The organism is Acidovorax sp. JMULE5 (assembly GCF_013376875.1).
In the GTDB taxonomy this organism is placed as follows: Bacteria; Pseudomonadota; Gammaproteobacteria; order Burkholderiales; family Burkholderiaceae_C; genus Acidovorax; species Acidovorax facilis.
This window is the reverse complement of the sequence record NZ_CP035951.1, coordinates 2,923,520-2,940,849: the sequence shown is the minus strand read 5'-3', so window position 1 is coordinate 2,940,849 and position 17,330 is coordinate 2,923,520. Positions and strand designations below refer to the sequence as shown.

The 17,330-nt window shown below is 66.0% G+C and carries 17 protein-coding genes; 1 reads left to right on the top strand and 16 read right to left on the bottom strand.

Features of this window, described 5'->3' with window-relative positions; all coding sequences use genetic code 11:
- Positions 1-167 precede the first annotated feature (167 nt).
- Genes EXV95_RS13240 through EXV95_RS13215 form a run of 6 tightly spaced genes read right to left on the bottom strand, consistent with a single transcriptional unit; the run spans position 168 to position 4,038 of the window.
- Positions 168-1,370 carry a PLP-dependent aminotransferase family protein gene (locus EXV95_RS13240; protein ID WP_176887189.1) on the bottom strand — a complete coding sequence of 401 codons (1,203 nt, stop codon included), beginning with the start codon at positions 1,368-1,370 and terminating at the stop codon, positions 168-170.
- On the bottom strand, positions 1,367-1,678 hold the full coding sequence (locus EXV95_RS13235) for a cupin domain-containing protein (protein WP_255484733.1): 312 nt from the start codon (positions 1,676-1,678) through the stop codon (positions 1,367-1,369). Before EXV95_RS13235 ends, EXV95_RS13240 begins: the two co-directional genes overlap by 4 nt.
- Positions 1,679-1,710: 32 nt before the next feature.
- Complete coding sequence (locus tag EXV95_RS13230; protein WP_176887185.1) at positions 1,711-2,040, bottom strand: DHCW motif cupin fold protein; 330 nt, start codon at positions 2,038-2,040, stop codon at positions 1,711-1,713.
- Between the two features lie 5 nt (positions 2,041-2,045).
- Positions 2,046-2,516: a RidA family protein gene (locus EXV95_RS13225; RefSeq protein ID WP_176887183.1), complete on the bottom strand. Its 471-nt coding sequence runs from the start codon at positions 2,514-2,516 to the stop codon at positions 2,046-2,048.
- On the bottom strand, positions 2,513-3,427 hold the full coding sequence (locus tag EXV95_RS13220; protein WP_176887181.1) for a DMT family transporter: 915 nt from the start codon (positions 3,425-3,427) through the stop codon (positions 2,513-2,515). Before EXV95_RS13220 ends, EXV95_RS13225 begins: the two co-directional genes overlap by 4 nt.
- Entirely contained in the window at positions 3,424-4,038 is a 615-nt protein-coding gene (locus EXV95_RS13215; RefSeq protein ID WP_121421310.1) for a LysE family translocator, read from the bottom strand. Before EXV95_RS13215 ends, EXV95_RS13220 begins: the two co-directional genes overlap by 4 nt.
- 147 nt (positions 4,039-4,185) lie before the next feature.
- Here EXV95_RS13215 and EXV95_RS13210 point away from each other — a divergent pair, with 147 nt between their 5' ends.
- Positions 4,186-5,679 (top strand): PLP-dependent aminotransferase family protein, encoded by a 1,494-nt coding sequence (locus EXV95_RS13210; RefSeq protein WP_176887179.1) that lies wholly within the window; start codon positions 4,186-4,188, stop codon positions 5,677-5,679.
- Between the two features lie 149 nt (positions 5,680-5,828).
- Here EXV95_RS13210 and EXV95_RS13205 read toward each other — a convergent pair whose 3' ends face one another.
- The 10 genes from EXV95_RS13205 to EXV95_RS13160 form a co-directional block, all read right to left on the bottom strand.
- Positions 5,829-7,070, bottom strand: coding sequence for an HDOD domain-containing protein (locus tag EXV95_RS13205; RefSeq protein ID WP_176887178.1), 1,242 nt, complete (start codon positions 7,068-7,070; stop codon positions 5,829-5,831).
- 72 nt (positions 7,071-7,142) lie between these two features.
- Positions 7,143-8,396 carry a flagellar hook-associated protein FlgL gene (gene flgL, locus EXV95_RS13200; RefSeq protein ID WP_176887177.1) on the bottom strand — a complete coding sequence of 418 codons (1,254 nt, stop codon included), beginning with the start codon at positions 8,394-8,396 and terminating at the stop codon, positions 7,143-7,145.
- Positions 8,397-8,423: 27 nt separating this feature from the next.
- Positions 8,424-10,400: a flagellar hook-associated protein FlgK gene (gene flgK, locus EXV95_RS13195; RefSeq protein ID WP_055398315.1), complete on the bottom strand. Its 1,977-nt coding sequence runs from the start codon at positions 10,398-10,400 to the stop codon at positions 8,424-8,426.
- A gap of 151 nt (positions 10,401-10,551) precedes the next feature.
- Positions 10,552-11,472 carry a flagellar assembly peptidoglycan hydrolase FlgJ gene (gene flgJ / locus EXV95_RS13190; protein WP_176887176.1) on the bottom strand — a complete coding sequence of 307 codons (921 nt, stop codon included), beginning with the start codon at positions 11,470-11,472 and terminating at the stop codon, positions 10,552-10,554.
- Positions 11,473-11,487: 15 nt separating this feature from the next.
- On the bottom strand, positions 11,488-12,639 hold the full coding sequence (locus tag EXV95_RS13185) for a flagellar basal body P-ring protein FlgI (RefSeq protein WP_370460266.1): 1,152 nt from the start codon (positions 12,637-12,639) through the stop codon (positions 11,488-11,490).
- A 360-nt stretch (positions 12,640-12,999) separates the two neighbouring features.
- Complete coding sequence (locus EXV95_RS13180; RefSeq protein WP_121508439.1) at positions 13,000-13,692, bottom strand: flagellar basal body L-ring protein FlgH; 693 nt, start codon at positions 13,690-13,692, stop codon at positions 13,000-13,002.
- Between the two features lie 29 nt (positions 13,693-13,721).
- Positions 13,722-14,504, bottom strand: a complete 783-nt coding sequence (gene flgG / locus EXV95_RS13175) for a flagellar basal-body rod protein FlgG (RefSeq protein ID WP_121421302.1) — start codon at positions 14,502-14,504, stop codon at positions 13,722-13,724.
- A 37-nt stretch (positions 14,505-14,541) separates the two neighbouring features.
- A complete protein-coding gene (gene flgF, locus EXV95_RS13170) occupies positions 14,542-15,282 on the bottom strand; it encodes a flagellar basal-body rod protein FlgF (protein WP_121421301.1) in 741 nt (246 codons plus the stop codon).
- Positions 15,283-15,340: 58 nt separating this feature from the next.
- Positions 15,341-16,621 (bottom strand): flagellar hook protein FlgE, encoded by a 1,281-nt coding sequence (flgE, locus tag EXV95_RS13165; protein ID WP_176887171.1) that lies wholly within the window; start codon positions 16,619-16,621, stop codon positions 15,341-15,343.
- 39 nt (positions 16,622-16,660) lie between these two features.
- Positions 16,661-17,317 (bottom strand): flagellar hook assembly protein FlgD, encoded by a 657-nt coding sequence (locus EXV95_RS13160; RefSeq protein ID WP_121421299.1) that lies wholly within the window; start codon positions 17,315-17,317, stop codon positions 16,661-16,663.
- Positions 17,318-17,330: the final 13 nt, after the last annotated feature.

The window sequence follows — 17,330 nt, the reverse complement described above, 5'->3', positions numbered from 1 at the left end:
TGAATCAGCTTTCATGTGCGTTGAACGAACTGTGATGTATGAAGCGGGCGTGGCCCGGCCAGCGGCCGCCGCGCAAGGGCCGCCCCGCCGCGCTGGCGGCGTCCCCCTTCCGCATCGCACAGCGATGTCAGAGAAGGGGGAAGGCGCGCAGCGCCACAGGGGGGTGTTCACTTGTTATCGCGGATGGCCGCTGCCAGCGCAGCAATGCCGGTGGCAATCTGCTCTACCGTCGATGTGACGAACGACAGGCGCAGTGTGCGCGGGTCGGCGTTGTCGGCATAAAACGCCGCGCCGGGCACGAAGGCCACGTTGCGCTCCACCGCCTTGGGCAGCAGTTCGACGGCACTCATGCCTTCGGGCAAGCGCACCCACAGGAACATGCCGCCATCGGGGCGGTTCCACTGCACACCGAGGCCCTGCATTTCCTTGTCGAGCGCGGCCAGCATGGCCTCGCACTGCTGCTTGTACAGCGCGCGGATGGTGGGCACATGGCGGTCCAGGAAGTTGCCCTTCATCACCTCGGCCACCAGGCGCTGGTTGTAGCCGGGCGTGTGCAGGTCGGCGGCCTGCTTGGCCTGCAGCAGCTTGGGGTAAACCGCCTTGGGCGCCACCACAAAACCCAGGCGCAGGCCGGGTGCCAGCACCTTGGAGAACGAGCCCATGTAGATGCAGCCTTCAGGGTTGCGGGCCGTCAGCGGCGCGGGTGGCGGGTTGTCAAACCACAGGTCGCCGTAGGGGTTGTCTTCTACCAGCGGCAGGTTCAGTTCAGCGGCAGCCTGCACCAGGGCGGCGCGGCGGGCTTCGCTCATGGTGCGGCCCGTGGGGTTCTGGAAGTTGGGCAGCACGTACAAAAAGCGCGCCTTGTTGGCACCTGTGCCCACCTTGGCCTTCAGGTCGTCGATGAGCACACCTTCGTCATCGCTGGCCACGGACACCACGGCAGGCTCCATGGGCGTGAAGGCCTGCAGCGCGCCCAGGTAGGTGGGTGTTTCCACCAGCACGCGGCTGTCGGTGTCGATCAGCACCTTGGCGATCAGGTCCAGCGCCTGCTGCGAGCCGGTGGTGATGAGCACCTGGTCGGCATCCACATCCCAGGGCAGGAAGTCCGCGATGGCCTGGCGCAGCGGGGCATACCCTTCGCTGGCGGCGTATTGCAGGGCAGCGGGGCCGTCATTGGCCAGCACGGCGGCCGAGGCTTCGGCGAAGGCCGACACCGGGAAAGTCTTGGGCGAGGGCAGGCCGCCCGCCAGGCTGATGATGCCGGGCTTTTCCGTGACCTTGAGGATTTCGCGGATGACCGAAGGGTTCATGCGCTCGGCGCGGCGCGCCAGGGTCCAGGTGCTGGTCTGTGGAAGGTCGTTCAGTTTCACTCTCGTTCTCCTCCGGGCGGTCCCCAAAAGACTACCCATGTTGCAAAGTCGTCAGAAAAATTCTCAAAGCGGTGGTGCTGTCCCGCAGGTACAAAAAAGGCGTCTCCGGCTGCAAAGTGGTGGCGGGCTTCACTTTGCACGAATTCTCCGCTTCCACGCTGGATGAAATACAACTCGTCCTGTGCGTGCGGCTGCTGCGGGTCGTTGCCGCGTGGCGCATACAGCTCCGTGCGCATGCTGCCGTGGCGCAAGAGTTCCACGAACCGCTCGCCGGCCGGGCCAGGTAGCTGCTGCAATGCGTGTTCCACGGAGTATTTCACAGGAGTTCCCATCTTCCTGGTCAGTCCACGATGAACAGGGTTGCCCCTTGGGGTGAGCTGGAACGGTGGGGCTCGGCGTTGTCCGCCACCTGGTAGCTCAAGCCCGGCGTCAGCGTGAAACGGCGGCCGTCGGCCAGTTCGGTGTGCAATTCTCCGCTGAGGCACAGCAGCACATGGCCCTTGACACACCAGTGGTCCGAAACGTATCCGGCCGTGTACTCCACCATGCGCACGCGCATGTCGCCGAACTGCTGCGTGCGCCAGAAGGCCTGGCCTGCCTGTGAGCTTTTTTCTTCGCGGGGAATGCTGGACCAGTCGGTGGTGGCAAACGGGATGTTGTGTATCTGCATGGCTGTCAGTCTTTCACGGAAACCACCGCTTCAATCTCCACCGCGAAGCCACGCGGCAGGGAGCCTACGCCCACGGCAGAGCGCGCATGCCGCCCCGCGTCGCCGAACACCTCGACCAGCAGGTCCGAGCAGCCGTTGATGACCTCGGTGTGCTGCATGAAGTCGGGGGTGGCGTTGACCATGCCCAGGACCCTCACGACCCGGCGCACGCGCGAAAGGTCGCCCAGTGCAGCCTTCATCGTCGCGATCAGATGCAGTCCCACCTCGCGGGCATGGTCCCTGGCTTCTGCGGCGCTGATTTCGCGCCCCACCTTGGGCACGGTGGCCATGTCTTCGCGGGCGGGAGCGCCCTTGCCCGACAGGTACAGTGTGTTGCCGTCGAGGACATAGGCGTCGAAGTTGCCACGGGGTGCGGTCACGGCGGGCAACACCAGGCCCAGGTGCTGCAGGCGTTTTTCCGGGTCGATGGAGGTCATGCGGCGGCTCCTTGGTGAACGGGCATCTTCTTGCCCACAAACACGGTGGCAATCACGGCCAGCGCAAACACCACCGTGACGGTATCCAGCCGCTCTCCAAGCAGCGGCACGGCGAAGAGCAGGCTCAGGAAGGGCTGGATCAGTTGGATCTGGCTCACGCGCACGGCACCCAGTGCCAGCGCCCGGTACCAGGCAAAAAAGCCGATCCACATCGAGAACAGCGCCACGTAGACAAAGCCCAGCCAGGCCATGCCGCCGATGGCCGAGGGCACGGCCGGTGCAAACCACCATGCGATAGGAATGGTCAGCGGCAGGGAGCACACCAGTACCCAGCAGATGACCTGCTCGGCCCCTAGCCTTGGCGTGAGGCGGGCGCCGCCGATGTAGCCGAACGCGCCCGTGGTCATGGCAATGAGCAGGTAGATGTTGGCTGCGCCCAGGTAGATGCCGCCGGCCCGCCACACCATGAAGCCCAGCACCAGGCTGCTGCCCAGCACCGCGCAGGCCCAGAAACCAGCGGAAGGCCTTTGCCGATACCACAGTGCGCCGAGCAGGGCTGTGGACAGTGGTAGCAACGCGGTGACCACGGCCCCGTGTGTGCTGGGCACATGGCGCAGTGCCAGAGCCAGAAACAGCGGAAATCCCACGATCACGCCAAAGGCCGTGATGGCCAGCAGCGGCCATTCTGCTTTCTGCGGCAGGTTGAGGCGCCCACGCGCATGCTGCAGCCACAGGTAGGCGATGGACAGCAGCCCTGCCACGGCAGCGCGGCCGAATGTGACGAACCAGGGCGACAGCTGCGGCGCGTCGGTGGGCCCCACGGCGAGGCGGGTCATCGGCAGGGTGGCGGCGAACAATGTCACACCCACCAGCCCCCAGACCAGCGCTTCGCGCTCTTGTGCGTGGTTCATAGCGCGAGCATCCAAAGGGCAGTGGCAACGAGCACCAGGGCCAGTGCGCGGTTGAACCAGAGCAGGCGCTGGCCCTGCGCCAGCCACTGGCGCAGCAGCGAGCCGATGAGCGCGTAGGCAAAGTTGCTGGTGAACGCAAACACCATCATCACCCCGCAGATGATGGCCAGGCGCTCGCCCGGATTGGTCGAGGGCTGGCCTGCGGCGTTGACCACCCAGCCTGCGCTGAGCGTGAGCGCCAGCATCCAGGCCTTGATGTTCACGAACTGCAGGCCCACGCCCTGCCAGAAGGTCACGTTCAGGCGCGTGGTGTCGATCTCGGTCATCTTGCCTGCCCGGCTGAGCTTCCAGGCCAGCCAGAGCATGTAGGCCACGCCCAGCAGCGTCACGGCCCAGCGCAGCGCGGGCACTCCGGTGATCAGGGCGCCCAGGCCCAGGCCGCTGCCCAGCATGAGCAGCGTCCAGCCTGTGGGCACTGCAAAGCAAAAGCGCAGCGCGCGCTTGAGGCCCAGGTTCGCGGCCAGCGCGGTGGACAAGGTGGTGTTGGGCCCCGGCGAAAAACTCATCGCGGTGCAGAACAGCAGCAAGGCAGTCAGTTCGGGGGCGGTCATGGGCAGGTGGGTCCGGGCTTTATGGCGGGTGGCTTGTCAGCGCCTGGGCTTCAATGTAATCTTCGATGTCAGTACACAACCAGTACAGTTAAGCAGCGCAGTTCGTGATCTGTATTGGCTGCGATAACAGTACACAAGGACACCGCCATGCTGATGAAAACCACCACCCAGTCGCTGACCGAGCAGCTGTCGGCGCGTTTTGGCGAGCGCATCCGCAACCGGCTGCTGGCACCCGGCGCGCGCCTGCCTTCGGTGCGGCAGTGCGCGCAGCAGCATGGCGTGAGCCCTTCCACTGTGGTGGCAGCGTACGACCAATTGCTGGCGCAGGGGCTGGTGGAGGCGCGCAAGAACCGGGGCTTCTTTGTGCGCGAGATGGCCACAGGACTGGTGGAACGCGCGCCGGAGGATGACGAGACGAGTGCCCAGGAGGCGGCCGAGCGCGCCATGGGCAACTGGAGCACCGCGCACTGGTTTGCCGCGCGGGGCGCCGGACGCGGCGCGGCGCGCGGGGCACCGCCTGTCAACGCCACGGCGCTGATCCGGGGCATGTTCCACAAGATCAGCGACAAGCCGCAGCCCGGCATGGGGGTGTTTCCGCCCGCCTGGCTGGAGTCCACGTTCATGCCCGCCGCTGTGCGCAAGGTGACCAGCACACGCGCGTTGAATGATTTTTCGCTGCAGTACGGCGAGCCTCTGGGCGACACGGGGCTGCGCCGGGTGCTGTCCAAGAAGCTGGCCACGCTGAACGTGCATGCGGCCCCCGAAAACATCATCACCACCGTGGGTGCCACGCACGCGCTCGACATCGTGAGCCGCACGCTGCTGCGCCCGGGCGACCCGGTGATGGTGGAGGAGCCCGGTTGGGCCGTGGAGTTTGCGCGACTGGCGGCCCTGGGCATGCACATCCTGCCGGTGCCGCGCCGTGCCGATGGGCCGGATCTGGAGGTCATGGCGAAGTACTGCGAGGTGCACCAGCCCAAGCTCTACGTGAGCGTGAGTGTGTTCCACAACCCCACGGGCTACTGCTTGTCGCCGGGCAGCGCGCATCGCATCCTGCAGCTGGCCAACCAGTACAACTTCCATGTGGTGGAGGACGATACCTACAGCCACATCGCGCCCGAGCACGCCACGCGCCTCACGGCGCTCGATGGGCTGCAGCGCACCATCTACGTCAGCGGCTTTGCAAAGATCCTCGCGCCCAACTGGCGCATCGGTTTCATGGCCGCACCGCCCGCGCTGGTGGAGCAATTGCTGGACACCAAACTGCTGGCCACGCTGACCACGCCCGCGCTGCTGGAAAAAGCCCTGGCCCTGTGCATCGAACAGGGCCAACTGCGCCGCCACGCCGAGCGCATCCGCACGCGGCTTGACGCTGCGCGTGCACGCAGCGTGAAGCTGGCGCTGGGCGCGGGCTGCACCTTTGCGGCCGAGCCCGTGGGCCTGTTTGGCTGGGTGGAGACGGGGGTGGACACCGACGCGCTGTCGCAGCGCATGCTCGACGAAGGCTACCTGCTGGCGCCCGGCGCGCTGTTCCATGCAGAGCGCAAACCCAGCACGCTCATGCGCATCAACTTTGCCACCACGCAGGAGGCGGCGTTCTGGAAGACTTTTGCGCGGGTGCGCGATGAGCAGGCACGGTGAGCCGACCCACTGCCTTTGAGCCGATGTCCCAGACTGGCGCTGTTGGCAAATACTGGCGCGGCCCCAGCCAGTGCCACCGTGGAACCGGCTTTGCCGGGCCACTGGTGGCGTCCCCCTTGGGGGAAGACGCGCAGCGGCTCAGGGGGGCTCTACCTTCTCTCTACTTCCAGGTCGGCCAGCACCCGCAGCAGCGCGCGGTTGACCTCTTCCAGGTCCAGCTCGAACGTCTCGCAAAGGTTGCGAATGGCACTGGCGTCGTCCGTCTCCAGCGCGCAGGCCATCTGCAGGCCACCGGTGTAGGGGCCGGTGCGCAGCACCGTGGCGTCATAGATGCGCTCAGACAAGGGCAGACGGCGCAGGATGGTGCCAAGCGGCTCCCCCAGCAGGTCGTCGATCTGCGACAGCAGGCCACACAGGTAGATCTCGCGGCGCAGGTCGTTCTCGACCCCTGCGTCGAGCAGCTGTGCGGTGAGTTGGGCACGCATCACCATGGACTCTCGCACCGGCTGCATGTTGGGGTCGGTGCTGGCATGGGGCAGCTGGTCGGACAGCCAGCGCTTGATGGAGCCGTAGCCCATCATCACCAGGCCCCGGCGCAGCGAGTCGATTCCCGTGCGCAGGCCCAGGGCCGCTGAGTTGGTGTACACCATGAAGCGGTACGCCAGGATCGGGTCCTGGCCCATGATGTCTTCAAAGGTTTCCAGCGACTGCTCTGCGTCGATGGCCTTCATGAGCTTGAAGATCACCGCGTGCGACGGTTGCTGGGGATGGTGGCGCAGGCTGTAGAGCACGTCTTCCGTAGGCCAGCCGGCCAGTGCCAGGGCGTTGTGCTGGTCCAGGCAATGCTCCATGAGCGCGCGGCTGGCAATGTTCTCGTACATCTGCCCGGCCAGCACCGGGCTGGGTGTGCGCGCGGGCTGCGTGGGGGTGCGGGTGCCGCCAGGGCGGGCAGCGGGGGCTGCCTTCAGGGCCGCCACGGCGTCCTCGGGTCGCAGGGTGAGCAGGCTGTTGTCAAAGCACTGGGCAATGTCGGGCTCGGGCAGCCGACCCAGCTCGCCGCGCCACACGAGCTTCAGGCCCCGCTGGTGGGCGGCCTTGACCAGCGCATAGATGGTGGAGTCGGACAGCCAGTTGCCGCGCACCTCGATCCACGGCGCGCCACGTGGCGCGTGCTCCAGCATGTTGGACAGCAGCTGGTGGTTTTGGGGGGACAGCAGAATCGGGGGAGAACTGGCGGACCACAACTCCTGCAGCGTGCGCAGCAGGTGGGCGGTATCGACCAGGGCCGAAGCCTCGCTGTGCACATAAAGCTGGATGGCCGCGAGCTTGCGGGCGCGGTTCCACAAAGGGCGGTAACCCAGAATCAGGCTGCCAAGGACAGATTGGACCATGTGCTCTTAGGCGGTTGTCTCGTCGTTGGGGCCTGTCCCCGCCCGGGGCTGTGCAGCGTGGGCAGGCCCGCTTTAACTGATGAAATTGAACAGGGACAGCTTCTGAACCTGCGCATAGGACTTGAGCGCTGCCTCGTAGCCCACCTGCTGGTTCTGGAAGTCTGAAATTCCCTGGATCATATCGAGATCCTCGGCCCGCGAGCGGTCGCCTTCGAGCTGGATGGAGCGCTTTTCCTGGTCGCCCGTGATGCGGTCCGCTCGGTTGAGCAGCTCGCCCGCATAGCCGCGCATGTTGTGCAGGCGTTCCAGGCCAATGTCCATGTTGCCCAGGGCCTGCCCCACTGCCTGCGCCGCCGCATTGCTGTCGGGGGCGCTGCGGATGTCGCGGATCGCGTTGTCCAGGGTGCTGAACATGCTCGGGCTGGGCTGCAGGGTAATGGTGTCCCCGGTGGCGGGGTTGCCCTTGATGTCGAAGCTCAGGCCAGGGATGCTGTTGATGGCGATGGTCACTGGCTTGTCGGTGGGATAGTCGGGCACCACCACGGCCGGTGACACGGCGCCTGTGGTGGTGTTGGTGAGCGTGTAGGTGGCGGTGGTGGTGCCGGGTGTGGCACCCGGGCCGACCGCGCTGAAGGTGATGGTGTAGTTGTCGCCCGTCACCAGGCTCGGGTCCACGGGGGTGACCGCCGTGGTGTTGAGGGAGCGGCTGGAGGGAATGGCGCTGACGCCTGCGGTGTAGACACCATCGCGCTGCGGGTCGAACATGAAGGCGGCTTCGCCATCCAGGGTGTTGGGAATCGACACGCCACTGCTGGCTGTCTGGCCGGGCAGTCCTTCAAAGCTGTAGTCGGGGCTGGTGCTCAGGGGGCCGAGGAACGGCGCGAGCGCGCTGCCCAGGGCGCTGAGCAGCGGAACGCCGTTGGTGTCCTTGCGGTTGGCCACTTCCAGCAGCTGCTCGCGCAGGCCTTGCAGCTGGTTGGCGATGGTGTTGCGGTCGTTGGGGGTCAGGGCCGCACTGCCGGCGTTCACCACCAGTTCGCGGAAGTTCTGCACCAGGTCCACTGCGTCGCCCAGGGCGGACTCGGCCTGCGCGATGGCGTTGCGCTGCGTTTCCAGGGCGCGCTGCTCGGTCTGGATGCGTGCCAGCCGGTTGATGGCGCGTTCGGCCTGCGCGGCAGACACGGGGTCATCGCTGGCCCGCACCACGCGTTTGCCCGAGGTCAGGTTCTCCTGCAGGTTCGACAGGTTGGTCTGGCGCGTGCCCAGGTTGCGCAGCGCGTTGTCATACATGTTGGCCGTGCCAAGGCGGTAGATGCTGTTACTCATGTCGAACTCCTAACTCCTGTCCCGCCGTCAGCGGCCGAGGCCCTGCAGCAGCGAGTCAAAGATGTTTTGCGCAATCTGGATCATTTTGGACGATGCCTGGTACGCCTGCTGGTATTGGATCAGCCTTGCAGCCTCTTCGTCCAGGTTCACGCCCGAAATCGCCGTACGGTCCCGTTCCAGGTTGGCCGCTATGGTGGTGGACAGCTCGGCCGCGAACAGCGCGCTCTGGGTGCGGGTGCCCACCTGGGCCATGGCCCCAGCGTAGCCGTCGGAGAGTGTGGACTCGTCGAACATCTTCACGTCCCGCAGACCCATGAGCGCACTCGCGTTGCCCGCGTTGCGCGTGAAGATGTCGCCGTACTGCGGGTCCGATGCATTGCCGATCACGACGGTGTCGCCCGTGTTGGGGCTGCCCTGCAGCTTGATCTCCCAACCGTTGATCGAGATGGGTGCACCCGGCGTGTAGGGCTGCGCGGCGGCAATAGTGGTGGGTGGCGCAGTGCCCCGGTCCAGCACGTCGTACGTGGTGGGCGGGCCGGCCGTGAACTGCAGCTGGATACCGCCCAGGATGGGGGGCAACGCCGCCGGGTTGGCGTTGGGCGGCAGAACCAGCCCCGGCGGATTGGGCAGGCCCGTGGCTTTGAGGCCCGCCAGCTGCAGCGTGCCGCCGTTGGAGGTGCCCATGGCCGCGTTGATGGGGTTGGCCGCAGCCAGATCACGCGGTGAGTACACCAGCGACTGGATGTTGGCCGCCGCCGTGCTGAACGGCTTGAACAACATGCGCTCGCCCGGGTTGCCGGGCGTGGTCAGGTTGAAGTTCAGGCCGTCGATCTGCAGCGTGGCCAGGTTGGCCGCGTCGGTGAACGGGGTGGACGTGCCGTCCGACAAGCGCACCACCTGCCCGGCCGTGCCGGTGGTAAAGCGGATTTCATAGTCCGACGCCGCGAACTCCGTGGGGCCGGTGAAGGACACCGTGCCCACGCCGGCGCCGTTGGTGTGGCCCGGCATGCTGGCGGGCAGCGCGAACAGGTCCTTGCCCAGCGCACCGTCCAGCGTCAGGCCCAGGTTGTGCTGGTCGTTCATCGTCATGCCGATGGCCATGGCCATGCGGCCCAGCAGGTTGCGCCCTTCGGCCAGATCGTTGTTGTTAAAGCGCAGCAGGCCCGACATCGAGCCCCCGCCGAGCACGTTCTCGTCCATCTCCACGGCTGGCGCACCGGGCCGGTTGAAGAACAGCTTGATCTGGCCGCTGCCGGGGAAGGCCGTCGCGTCATCGATGGACAGGCTGGTGGCCGTGGTGCCCAGCACCAGCGGCTGGCTGCCCGCCACAAACAGGCCCACGGTGCCATCGTCAGCCGGGATCTGCGTGGTCTGCACATACTGGTTGATGTCGCGGATGATCTGGTCGCGCTGGTCCAGCAGGTCGTTCGGAGTCTGGCCATTGCCCTTGGCGCGCGCGATCTGCTCGTTCACGCTGGCCATCTGCCCGGCCAGGCTGTTGACGGCGGTGATGCTGCTTTGCAGCTGTTCGGTCACGGTGTACTGGATTTCGTTGATGCGGTCGGCGGCCGCACGCATGCGCGAGGCGGTTTCGTCCATGCGCGTGAGCACCACGGTGCGCGCAGTGATGTCCGTGGGGGCGCTCACCACGTCCGAGAACGCATTCATCATGTCATTGATGGCTGCACCCAGGCCCGCCGTGCCGCCGCTGAAGACCTCCTGCAGCTGGCGCAGGCGCTCGGCCCGCACGATGTCGGACGACTGCACCGAGCCCGCCGTGGCCGACTGGCGCGTGAGCAGCTCGCTCTGGTTGCGCAGGATGGTCTGCACATCCACGCCCTGGCCGATGTAGCCGCCGCCCGTGAACTGGCCCTGCACGGTCTGCAGCACCACGGTCTGGCGCGAATAGCCGGGCGTGTTGACGTTGGCAATGTTGTGGCCGGCCGTTTGCAAGGCGACCTGGTTGGCCAGCAGGGCGCGGGCGCCGACGTTGAGCAGGCTCATGGCTTACCTTTCAGGGAAGAACTCCCAGGGCAGTACATCACCCGCCGAAACTGGCGCGCCCCATGCCAGCGCACCCGTGGAACTGGCTCCGCCAGGCCACAGGGTGCGTCCCCCCTTGGGGGGAAGGCGCGAAAGCGACTCAGGGGGGCCATCATGCTTGCGCGCGCAGCGTGCGCAGCACGCTATTGATGGCACCGCCGAGCTTTTTGGCGTACTCGGGGTCGGTGGCGTAGCCCGCCTTTTGCAGCGCCGAGGCATAGGCCATGGCCGAGCCGGACTGGGCGACGGATTCTGCCTTCTCGTAGCGCGGGCTGTCCTTGATGAGCTTTGCGTAGTCCCGGAACGAATCCTCGTACGAGTCGTAGGCGCGGAACTTCGCCGTCACCTTCTGGGCCTTGCCGTTGATGTATTCGGTGGTGGTGATCTCGGCCACCTTGCCCGTCCAGCCCTTGCCGGCCTTGATGCCGAACAGGTTGAACGAGTTGGAGCCGTCCTTGTGTTTGATCTCGCTCTTGCCCCAGCCGGTTTCGTGGCCAGCCTGGCCCAGCATGAAGCTGGCGGGAATACCGCTCTCCTGGGCCACGCGCTCGGCGGTGCCCGAGAGGTGCTGCACAAAACCATCGCGGCCCTTGGGCGCGGGTCCAGTGGCCTCGGCCGGTGTGCCGGTGGCCGAGGACGCTGCGCGGGGCAGCGCCTGCGGCAGGCTCAGTGTGGAGGGCACGGAGAAATTCGCGTCGGCCCCGCCCATCTGGCGCGAGAGCTGGCGTGCAATCGCCTCAGACAGCCCGCCCTGCTGGCCCGACATGCTGACCGAGAGCTGCTGGTCCAGCATGTCCTGGCCCAGGTTGGCCTGCTCGCCTTCCATGAGGCCGGATTTCATCGTGGCGTCGCGCATGCTCTTGATCAGCTCACGCATGAACAGCGACTCGAACTGCTTGGCAACCTCGCGCGTGGTCTGGGCGTTGTTGGCCGTGCCCGCGTCGTACTTGAGCGAATTGAGCGAGCGGATGTCCACCGCCAGCGCATTGGACGTGCTGCTGGTGGTGCTGGACGAGGGCAGGGTGAGGGCCATGGTTGCTCCCCGGGGTCAGATCACTTCCAGCTCGGCGTTGAGGGCGCCGGCGGCCTTGATGGCCTGCAGGATGGCCAGCAGGTCGCCCGGCGTGGCCCCCAGCGTGTTGAGCGCCTTGACCACGTCTGCCAGCTGGGGTGAAGCCGGCATCTGGATGATGTTGCCCGGTTCCTGGTTGATGCGGATGTCGCTTTGCTGCGCCACCACGGTCTGCCCTTGCGAGAGTGGAGCGGGCTGGCTGATGACGGGCGTGGAACTGATGGTGATCGACAGGTTGCCGTGTGCAATGGCGCAGGGGCCCAGCGTCACGGCCTGGTTCAGCACCACCGAGCCGGTGCGTGCATTGATGACGACCTTGGCCGAGGGGGTGGACGCCTCCAGGGGCAGTTCTTCCAGGTCGGCGATGAAGCCCACGCGGGCGCCGGGGTCCAGCGGTGCGCGCACTTGCACGGTGCGGCCGTCGAGCGCCGTGGCCAGGCCGCTACCCAGCTTGGCGTTGATGGCCTGCGCCACGCGGCGTGCGGTCTGGAAGTCCGAGGCATTGAGCCCCAGGTTGATGGTGTCGCCCTCGTTGAGGGGTGTGGGCACGGCGCGTTCGACCTGTGCGCCTTGCGGAACGCGCCCCGCGCTCAGGTGGTTGATCTGCACCTTGCTGCCGCCCGCCGAGGCGCCCGCGCCTCCCACCACTACATTGCCCTGGGCCAGGGCGTAGATCTCGCCGTCGGCGCCGCGCAGGGGCGTGACGATGAGCGTGCCGCCCTTGAGCGACTTGGCGTTGCCCATGGAGGACACGTTGATGTCGATCATCTGTCCGGGCTGGGCAAAGGCCGGCAACTGTGCCGTGACGATCACCGCCGCCACGTTCTTGAGCTGCAACTGGTTCGCCGTGCCAGGCGGCAGGCTGATGCCCATCTGCTGCAGGTAGTTGGACATGGCCTGCGTGGTGTAAGGCATCTGCGTGGTCTGGTCGCCCGTGCCGTCCAGCCCCACCACCAGGCCATAGCCCGTCAACTGGTTGCTGCGCACGCCCTGCACCGCCGCCACTTCCTTGATGCGCAAGGCATGGGCAGGCACCGCCACACCAGCAGCCACGAGGGCCAGCAACAGCCACAGCGCGCGCACGGGGCGTGACAAGAGGGAGTGGGACAAGGCTTTCATGACACCGATTGTGGGCGGCCCCGCCAGGAACTAAAACCCAAAAAGAAGCGGGTTCACCGGCCTATTGCATGGGTTCCCGAGCGGGTGGGAAACGGCGGTGGCGTACCGTGCGCCCGGGCGGTTGGTCCGGGGCAGGCTGCAAGGTGAAATATGAATAAAAATGCCCGCTAGCGCTTTATGGATAAGCGCTAATAGCTATAAATATAATAGCTTTCTTGGGTTGGCTGCTTTGGGCCAAGGGACATCGCATAGCCCATTGCTTGTCAAAACTGGCGCGGCCCAGGCGCGGGCCGCCGCGCAAGGGCCGCCCCGCCGCGCTGGCGGCGTCCCCCCTCAGGGGGGAAGGCGCGCAGCGACTCAGGGGGGAGTCTAGAACGGCGTGATCGTGTTGAAGACCCGGTTCATCCAGCCCAAGGCCTGGGCTTCGTTCTGTGCGCCACGGCCACGGGATTCCACCCGCACATTGGCCACCTGGGTCGAGTTGACAATGCTGCCCGGCTGCAGCGCGCGCGGATCGATGGTGCCCGAGAAGCGCAGCACATCCACGTTCTGGTTCACGCCGATCTGCTTCTCGCCCGTCACGACCAGGTGGCCGTTGGGCAGCACGTCCACCACGGTGGCGGTGATCGAGCCGGTGAAGGTGTTGGCGCTTTCGGTGCCGCCCTTGCCCGAGAAGGTGCTTTCCGAACCGGCGCCGAGCGTGGTGCGGTCGGCCAGCGACTTTTTCACGAAAGGCAGGTTGGTGATGCCGGCCGAGGCCTCCGAGGTACGGTCCACGGTGGACGAGGATTTCTGGCTGGCCGTCACGTTCTCGACGATCATGATCGTGACGTTGTCGCCCACCAGCCGTGCGCGGCGGTCTTCGAACGCGGGGCGGTAGCTGGCGTTGTGGAACAGGCCCCCGGTCACGGGCGGTGGTGCACGGTGCACTGCGGCCAGTGGTGGTGGGGTGGTCGGCAGGATGTCCACCGGCGGCGGCGGCGACAGGGTGGCGGCGCAGCCCGTGAGCAGCAGCGCGCCCACGGCGGCGGGCAGGGCAAAAAGGCGTGTGAACGGCAGCATGGCGAACGCTCCTGGTGTCGGCATCGGGATCACAGCTGGCTGAGCTTGGCCAGCATCTGGTCCGAAGTCTGGATGGCCTTGGAATTCATCTCATAGGCACGCTGTGCCTGGATCATGGTGACCAGCTCTTCCACCACGTTGACGTTGGAGGCTTCCAGAAACCCCTGCTTGAGAATACCCAGCCCGTTGGTGCCGGGCGTGCCCTGCTGGGGCTGACCCGAGGCGGCCGATTCCTTGAACAGGTTCTGGCCAATGGGCTCGAGGCCGGCCGGGTTGATGAAGGCCGACATCGCCAGGTTGCCCAAGGGCTGGGGCTGGGTGTTGCCCTGTACGGTGGCCGACACCACGCCGTCGGCGCTGATGGTCACGCTCGTGGCGTTGGCGGGCACCGTGATGCCGTTGGCCACGGGCAGGCCGCTGGAGTTGACCAGGCGGCCTTGCGAATCGACCTGGAACGAGCCGTCGCGCGTGTAGCCGATGGTCCCGTCGGGCATGGTCACTTCCAGAAAACCATTGCCGTTGATGGCCACGTCCAGGTTGTTCTTGGACTCCTGCAGGCTGCCCTGCACGAAGTTGCGGCTGGTGGCCACCGTGCGCACGCCCAGGCCCAGGTGCAGGCCGGTGGGTAGCTGGTTCTGCTCGGTGGTGTTGGCACCCACCTGGCGCAGGTTCTGGTAGATCAGATCCTCGAACACCGCGTTGTTGCGCTTGTAGCCGGTGGTGGAGACGTTGGCCAGGTTGTGCGAGATGACGTCGAGCTGGGTCTGCTGGGCAGACATGCCGGTCTTGGCGATCCAGAGGGAGTTGATCATGGTGCTTCCTTTTGGCGTGGCGGCGCGGGGCGCGACCTCAGCCGTTCATGCTCAGCAACTGGCTGGCGGTCTTGTCGTTGGTTTCGGCGGACTGCAGCAGGCGCATCTGCTGTTCGAACTGGCGCGATGCGGCAATCATCCCGACCATGCTTTCGACCGGATTCACGTTCGAGCCTTCCACTGCGCCTGCCAGCATGCGGGCGTTGGCGTCATTGGCAATCGGGTCGCCGGACGTGGTGCGAAACAGCCCGTCGTCGCCGCGCTTGAGCGGGTCTTCCGGGGTGGGAGTGGCCAGCTTGAGGCGGCCAATGGCCTGCGCGGGCTGGCCCGCTGCCTTGGCAGTGACCGTTCCATCCGAGCCCAGCGTGACTTCGGCGCCCGGCGGGACATCAATGGGCGCGCCGCCATCGGACAGCACGGGCAGTCCGGTGGGGGTGAGCAGCTGGCCCGTGGCCGACACCTCAAAGGTGCCGGCGCGGGTGTAGGCCTCGGTACCGTCAAGTCCCTGCACGGCAAACCAGGCATTGCCCACGGCCATGGCGTCGAGGTTGCGGCCGGTACGCTGCACGGGGCCGGGCGTGCTCACGTGGCCCGAGGTGGCCTCCAGCGCAAACACACGGGTTTTGGAGCCATCGCCCTGGATGGGGACCGAGCGGAAGGTGGACATCTCCGCACGAAACCCCTGGGTGGAGGCGTTGGCGAGGTTGTTGGACAACACGGCCTGCCGGTGGGCGGCCGCGTTGGCGCCCGTCATCGCGGTGTAAATGATGCGGTCCATGGGGGCTCTCCGTTGTCCAGGGCTGTTTCAGTGCAGAGTTCTTACGAACCGTTCCCGATCAACGCAAGTTCACCAGGGTGGACATCACCTGGTCTTGCGTCTTGATGGTCTGGGCGTTGGCCTGGTAGGCGCGCTGTGCGGTCATCATGTTCACCAGCTCGGCAGTCAGGTCCACGTTGGAGTCTTCCAGCGCGCCCGAACGCAGCGACCCAAAGTTGCCGTCGGTGGCCGTGCCAGCCACCGGCTGGCCGGATTCAAAGGTGGCGACCCAGTTGTTGCCACCTACCGAAGCCAGGCCCTGCGTATTGCGGAAGCTCGACAGCGCCAGCTGGCCTTCTGCACGGGTCACGCCGTTCGAGTAACGGGTCATGATCATCCCGTTGTTCTCGATGTTGATGCCCGTGAGCTCGCCCGTGGTGTAGCCGTCCTGGCTCAGGTTGGAGACCGAGAACTTGTTGCCGCTCTGTGAGACTTTGTCCAGGCTCACCGCCACATCAAACGCGGGCAGGTTGTTGGGGTTGGGCGGGGTCGGGTTCACGTTCAGCGTGAGCGCGAAGCCCGTGGCGGGGGGCGTGGCCACGGGGGCCGTGATGGCTCCATTGTTGTCAAACGTGATCTGGCCAATAGGAGTTGCCACCACGGGAGGCACTGCCGTGGGGTCATCGAGGGCGTCGTACACGTCCCAGGTGTTGTCGGTGGCGGTCTTCTGGAAGTACAGGCTCACCGGTTTGGCCACACCCTGGCTGTCGAACACGTTGATGGATGTGCCGTAGGTGGCGCGCGGCGTGGCCGGGATGGGCGGCGTGGCGGCAGGGTCGCCGGCCGCATCGGTGGCCGTGGCTGGCAGGTTGAATGCTGCCGTGATCGTGGTGGTCTGCTTGGCAGGGATGGGCTCGGAGGTGGGGAACACCATCGGGATGGGGTCGGTGCCCGAACGCAGGCCGGTGACCGGGTCCACGGGGTAGCCCATCACGTTGGCGTTGTCGTTGGTGATCATGTTGCCCTCCTTGTCCAGCTTGAAGTTGCCGGAGCGGGTGTAGGCAGGTGTTCCGTCGGGCAGTGTGAGCGTGAAAAAGCCGTTGCCGTTGATGGCGACATCCAGGCTGTTGCCCGTGATCGTGAGATTGCCCTGTGTGAACTGCTGGGAGACCGCGCCCACTTCGACGCCGATGCCCGCATTGGTGCCGCCGGACGAGCCGATGGCGGACGCCACCATTTCGGCAAACTCGGCCCGCGAGGCCTTGAACCCGACGGTGTTGGAGTTGGCGATGTTGTGCCCGATGACGTCGAGGTTCTTGCTGGCGGCGTTCAAGCCAGAGAGGCCTTGCTGAAAACTCATGGTGTTCTCCTGATGGGGGCTATCACTGAATCGGCCGGGTTAGACCAGGGCCTTGATCTGGCTGTAGTTGATGGTTTTGCCGTTGGCCAGGGTCAGCACCAGCTGGCCGTCCTCGGCACCTGCGGCCGTGACCTTGGACAGGGCCAGCGACGTGCTGTCGATCTTGGTCGAACCATTGACGGCACTGACGCGGAACTGCAGTCCCTCGGTGGAGCCGGTGTACTTGCTGGCATCCCACTCGAAGGTGTGGCGCCCTGCAGCCTTGGCACCCAGGTCCATGGTCTCGATCACCTGGCCGCCAGCGGTCATCACCTCCACCTTCACCTTGGTGGCGGCCGAGGCCAGCTCAAAGCCACCCTTGCCGGCCTTGTCGGCCACGGCCAGCGTCGAGCCTTCGGTCATCACGTTTCGGCCAATCAGGGCCGTGCCCTGCATCACCTGTAGCGAGTTGAACTGCGCCGACATGCTCTCCATCGTCTGGTTGAGCTGCTGGATGCCGGTCACCGTGTTGATCTGCGCAATCTGCGAGGTCATCTGGGCGTTGTCCAGCGGGTTCATCGGGTCCTGGTTGTTCAGCTGCGCAACCAGCAGTTTCAGGAAGCGGTCCTGCGCGGCCGCAGGGTCGGTGGCGGCGTTGGCCTTGGTGCCGGTCGCGTCTGTGACCGTGGGCGCGCTGGTGGCGGAGTTGAGGATCATGGTGGCGTCCTAG

What these genes read in the sequence shown, in the direction of transcription:
- EXV95_RS13180 (WP_121508439.1), bottom strand. Translation starts at nt 13,692, where the DNA reads ATGCTGCCGTTCACACGCCTTTTTGCCCTGCCCGCCGCCGTGGGCGCG.
- flgK (WP_055398315.1), bottom strand. Translation starts at nt 10,400, where the DNA reads ATGAGCCTGCTCAACGTCGGCGCCCGCGCCCTGCTGGCCAACCAGGTC.
- EXV95_RS13220 (WP_176887181.1), bottom strand. Translation starts at nt 3,427, where the DNA reads ATGAACCACGCACAAGAGCGCGAAGCGCTGGTCTGGGGGCTGGTGGGT.
- flgJ (WP_176887176.1), bottom strand. Translation starts at nt 11,472, where the DNA reads ATGGCCCTCACCCTGCCCTCGTCCAGCACCACCAGCAGCACGTCCAAT.
- flgG (WP_121421302.1), bottom strand. Translation starts at nt 14,504, where the DNA reads ATGATCAACTCCCTCTGGATCGCCAAGACCGGCATGTCTGCCCAGCAG.
- flgF (WP_121421301.1), bottom strand. Translation starts at nt 15,282, where the DNA reads ATGGACCGCATCATTTACACCGCGATGACGGGCGCCAACGCGGCCGCC.
- EXV95_RS13215 (WP_121421310.1), bottom strand. Translation starts at nt 4,038, where the DNA reads ATGACCGCCCCCGAACTGACTGCCTTGCTGCTGTTCTGCACCGCGATG.
- EXV95_RS13225 (WP_176887183.1), bottom strand. Translation starts at nt 2,516, where the DNA reads ATGACCTCCATCGACCCGGAAAAACGCCTGCAGCACCTGGGCCTGGTG.
- EXV95_RS13230 (WP_176887185.1), bottom strand. Translation starts at nt 2,040, where the DNA reads ATGCAGATACACAACATCCCGTTTGCCACCACCGACTGGTCCAGCATT.
- flgE (WP_176887171.1), bottom strand. Translation starts at nt 16,621, where the DNA reads ATGAGTTTTCAGCAAGGCCTCTCTGGCTTGAACGCCGCCAGCAAGAAC.
- EXV95_RS13160 (WP_121421299.1), bottom strand. Translation starts at nt 17,317, where the DNA reads ATGATCCTCAACTCCGCCACCAGCGCGCCCACGGTCACAGACGCGACC.
- EXV95_RS13210 (WP_176887179.1), top strand. Translation starts at nt 4,186, where the DNA reads ATGCTGATGAAAACCACCACCCAGTCGCTGACCGAGCAGCTGTCGGCG.
- EXV95_RS13205 (WP_176887178.1), bottom strand. Translation starts at nt 7,070, where the DNA reads ATGGTCCAATCTGTCCTTGGCAGCCTGATTCTGGGTTACCGCCCTTTG.
- flgL (WP_176887177.1), bottom strand. Translation starts at nt 8,396, where the DNA reads ATGAGTAACAGCATCTACCGCCTTGGCACGGCCAACATGTATGACAAC.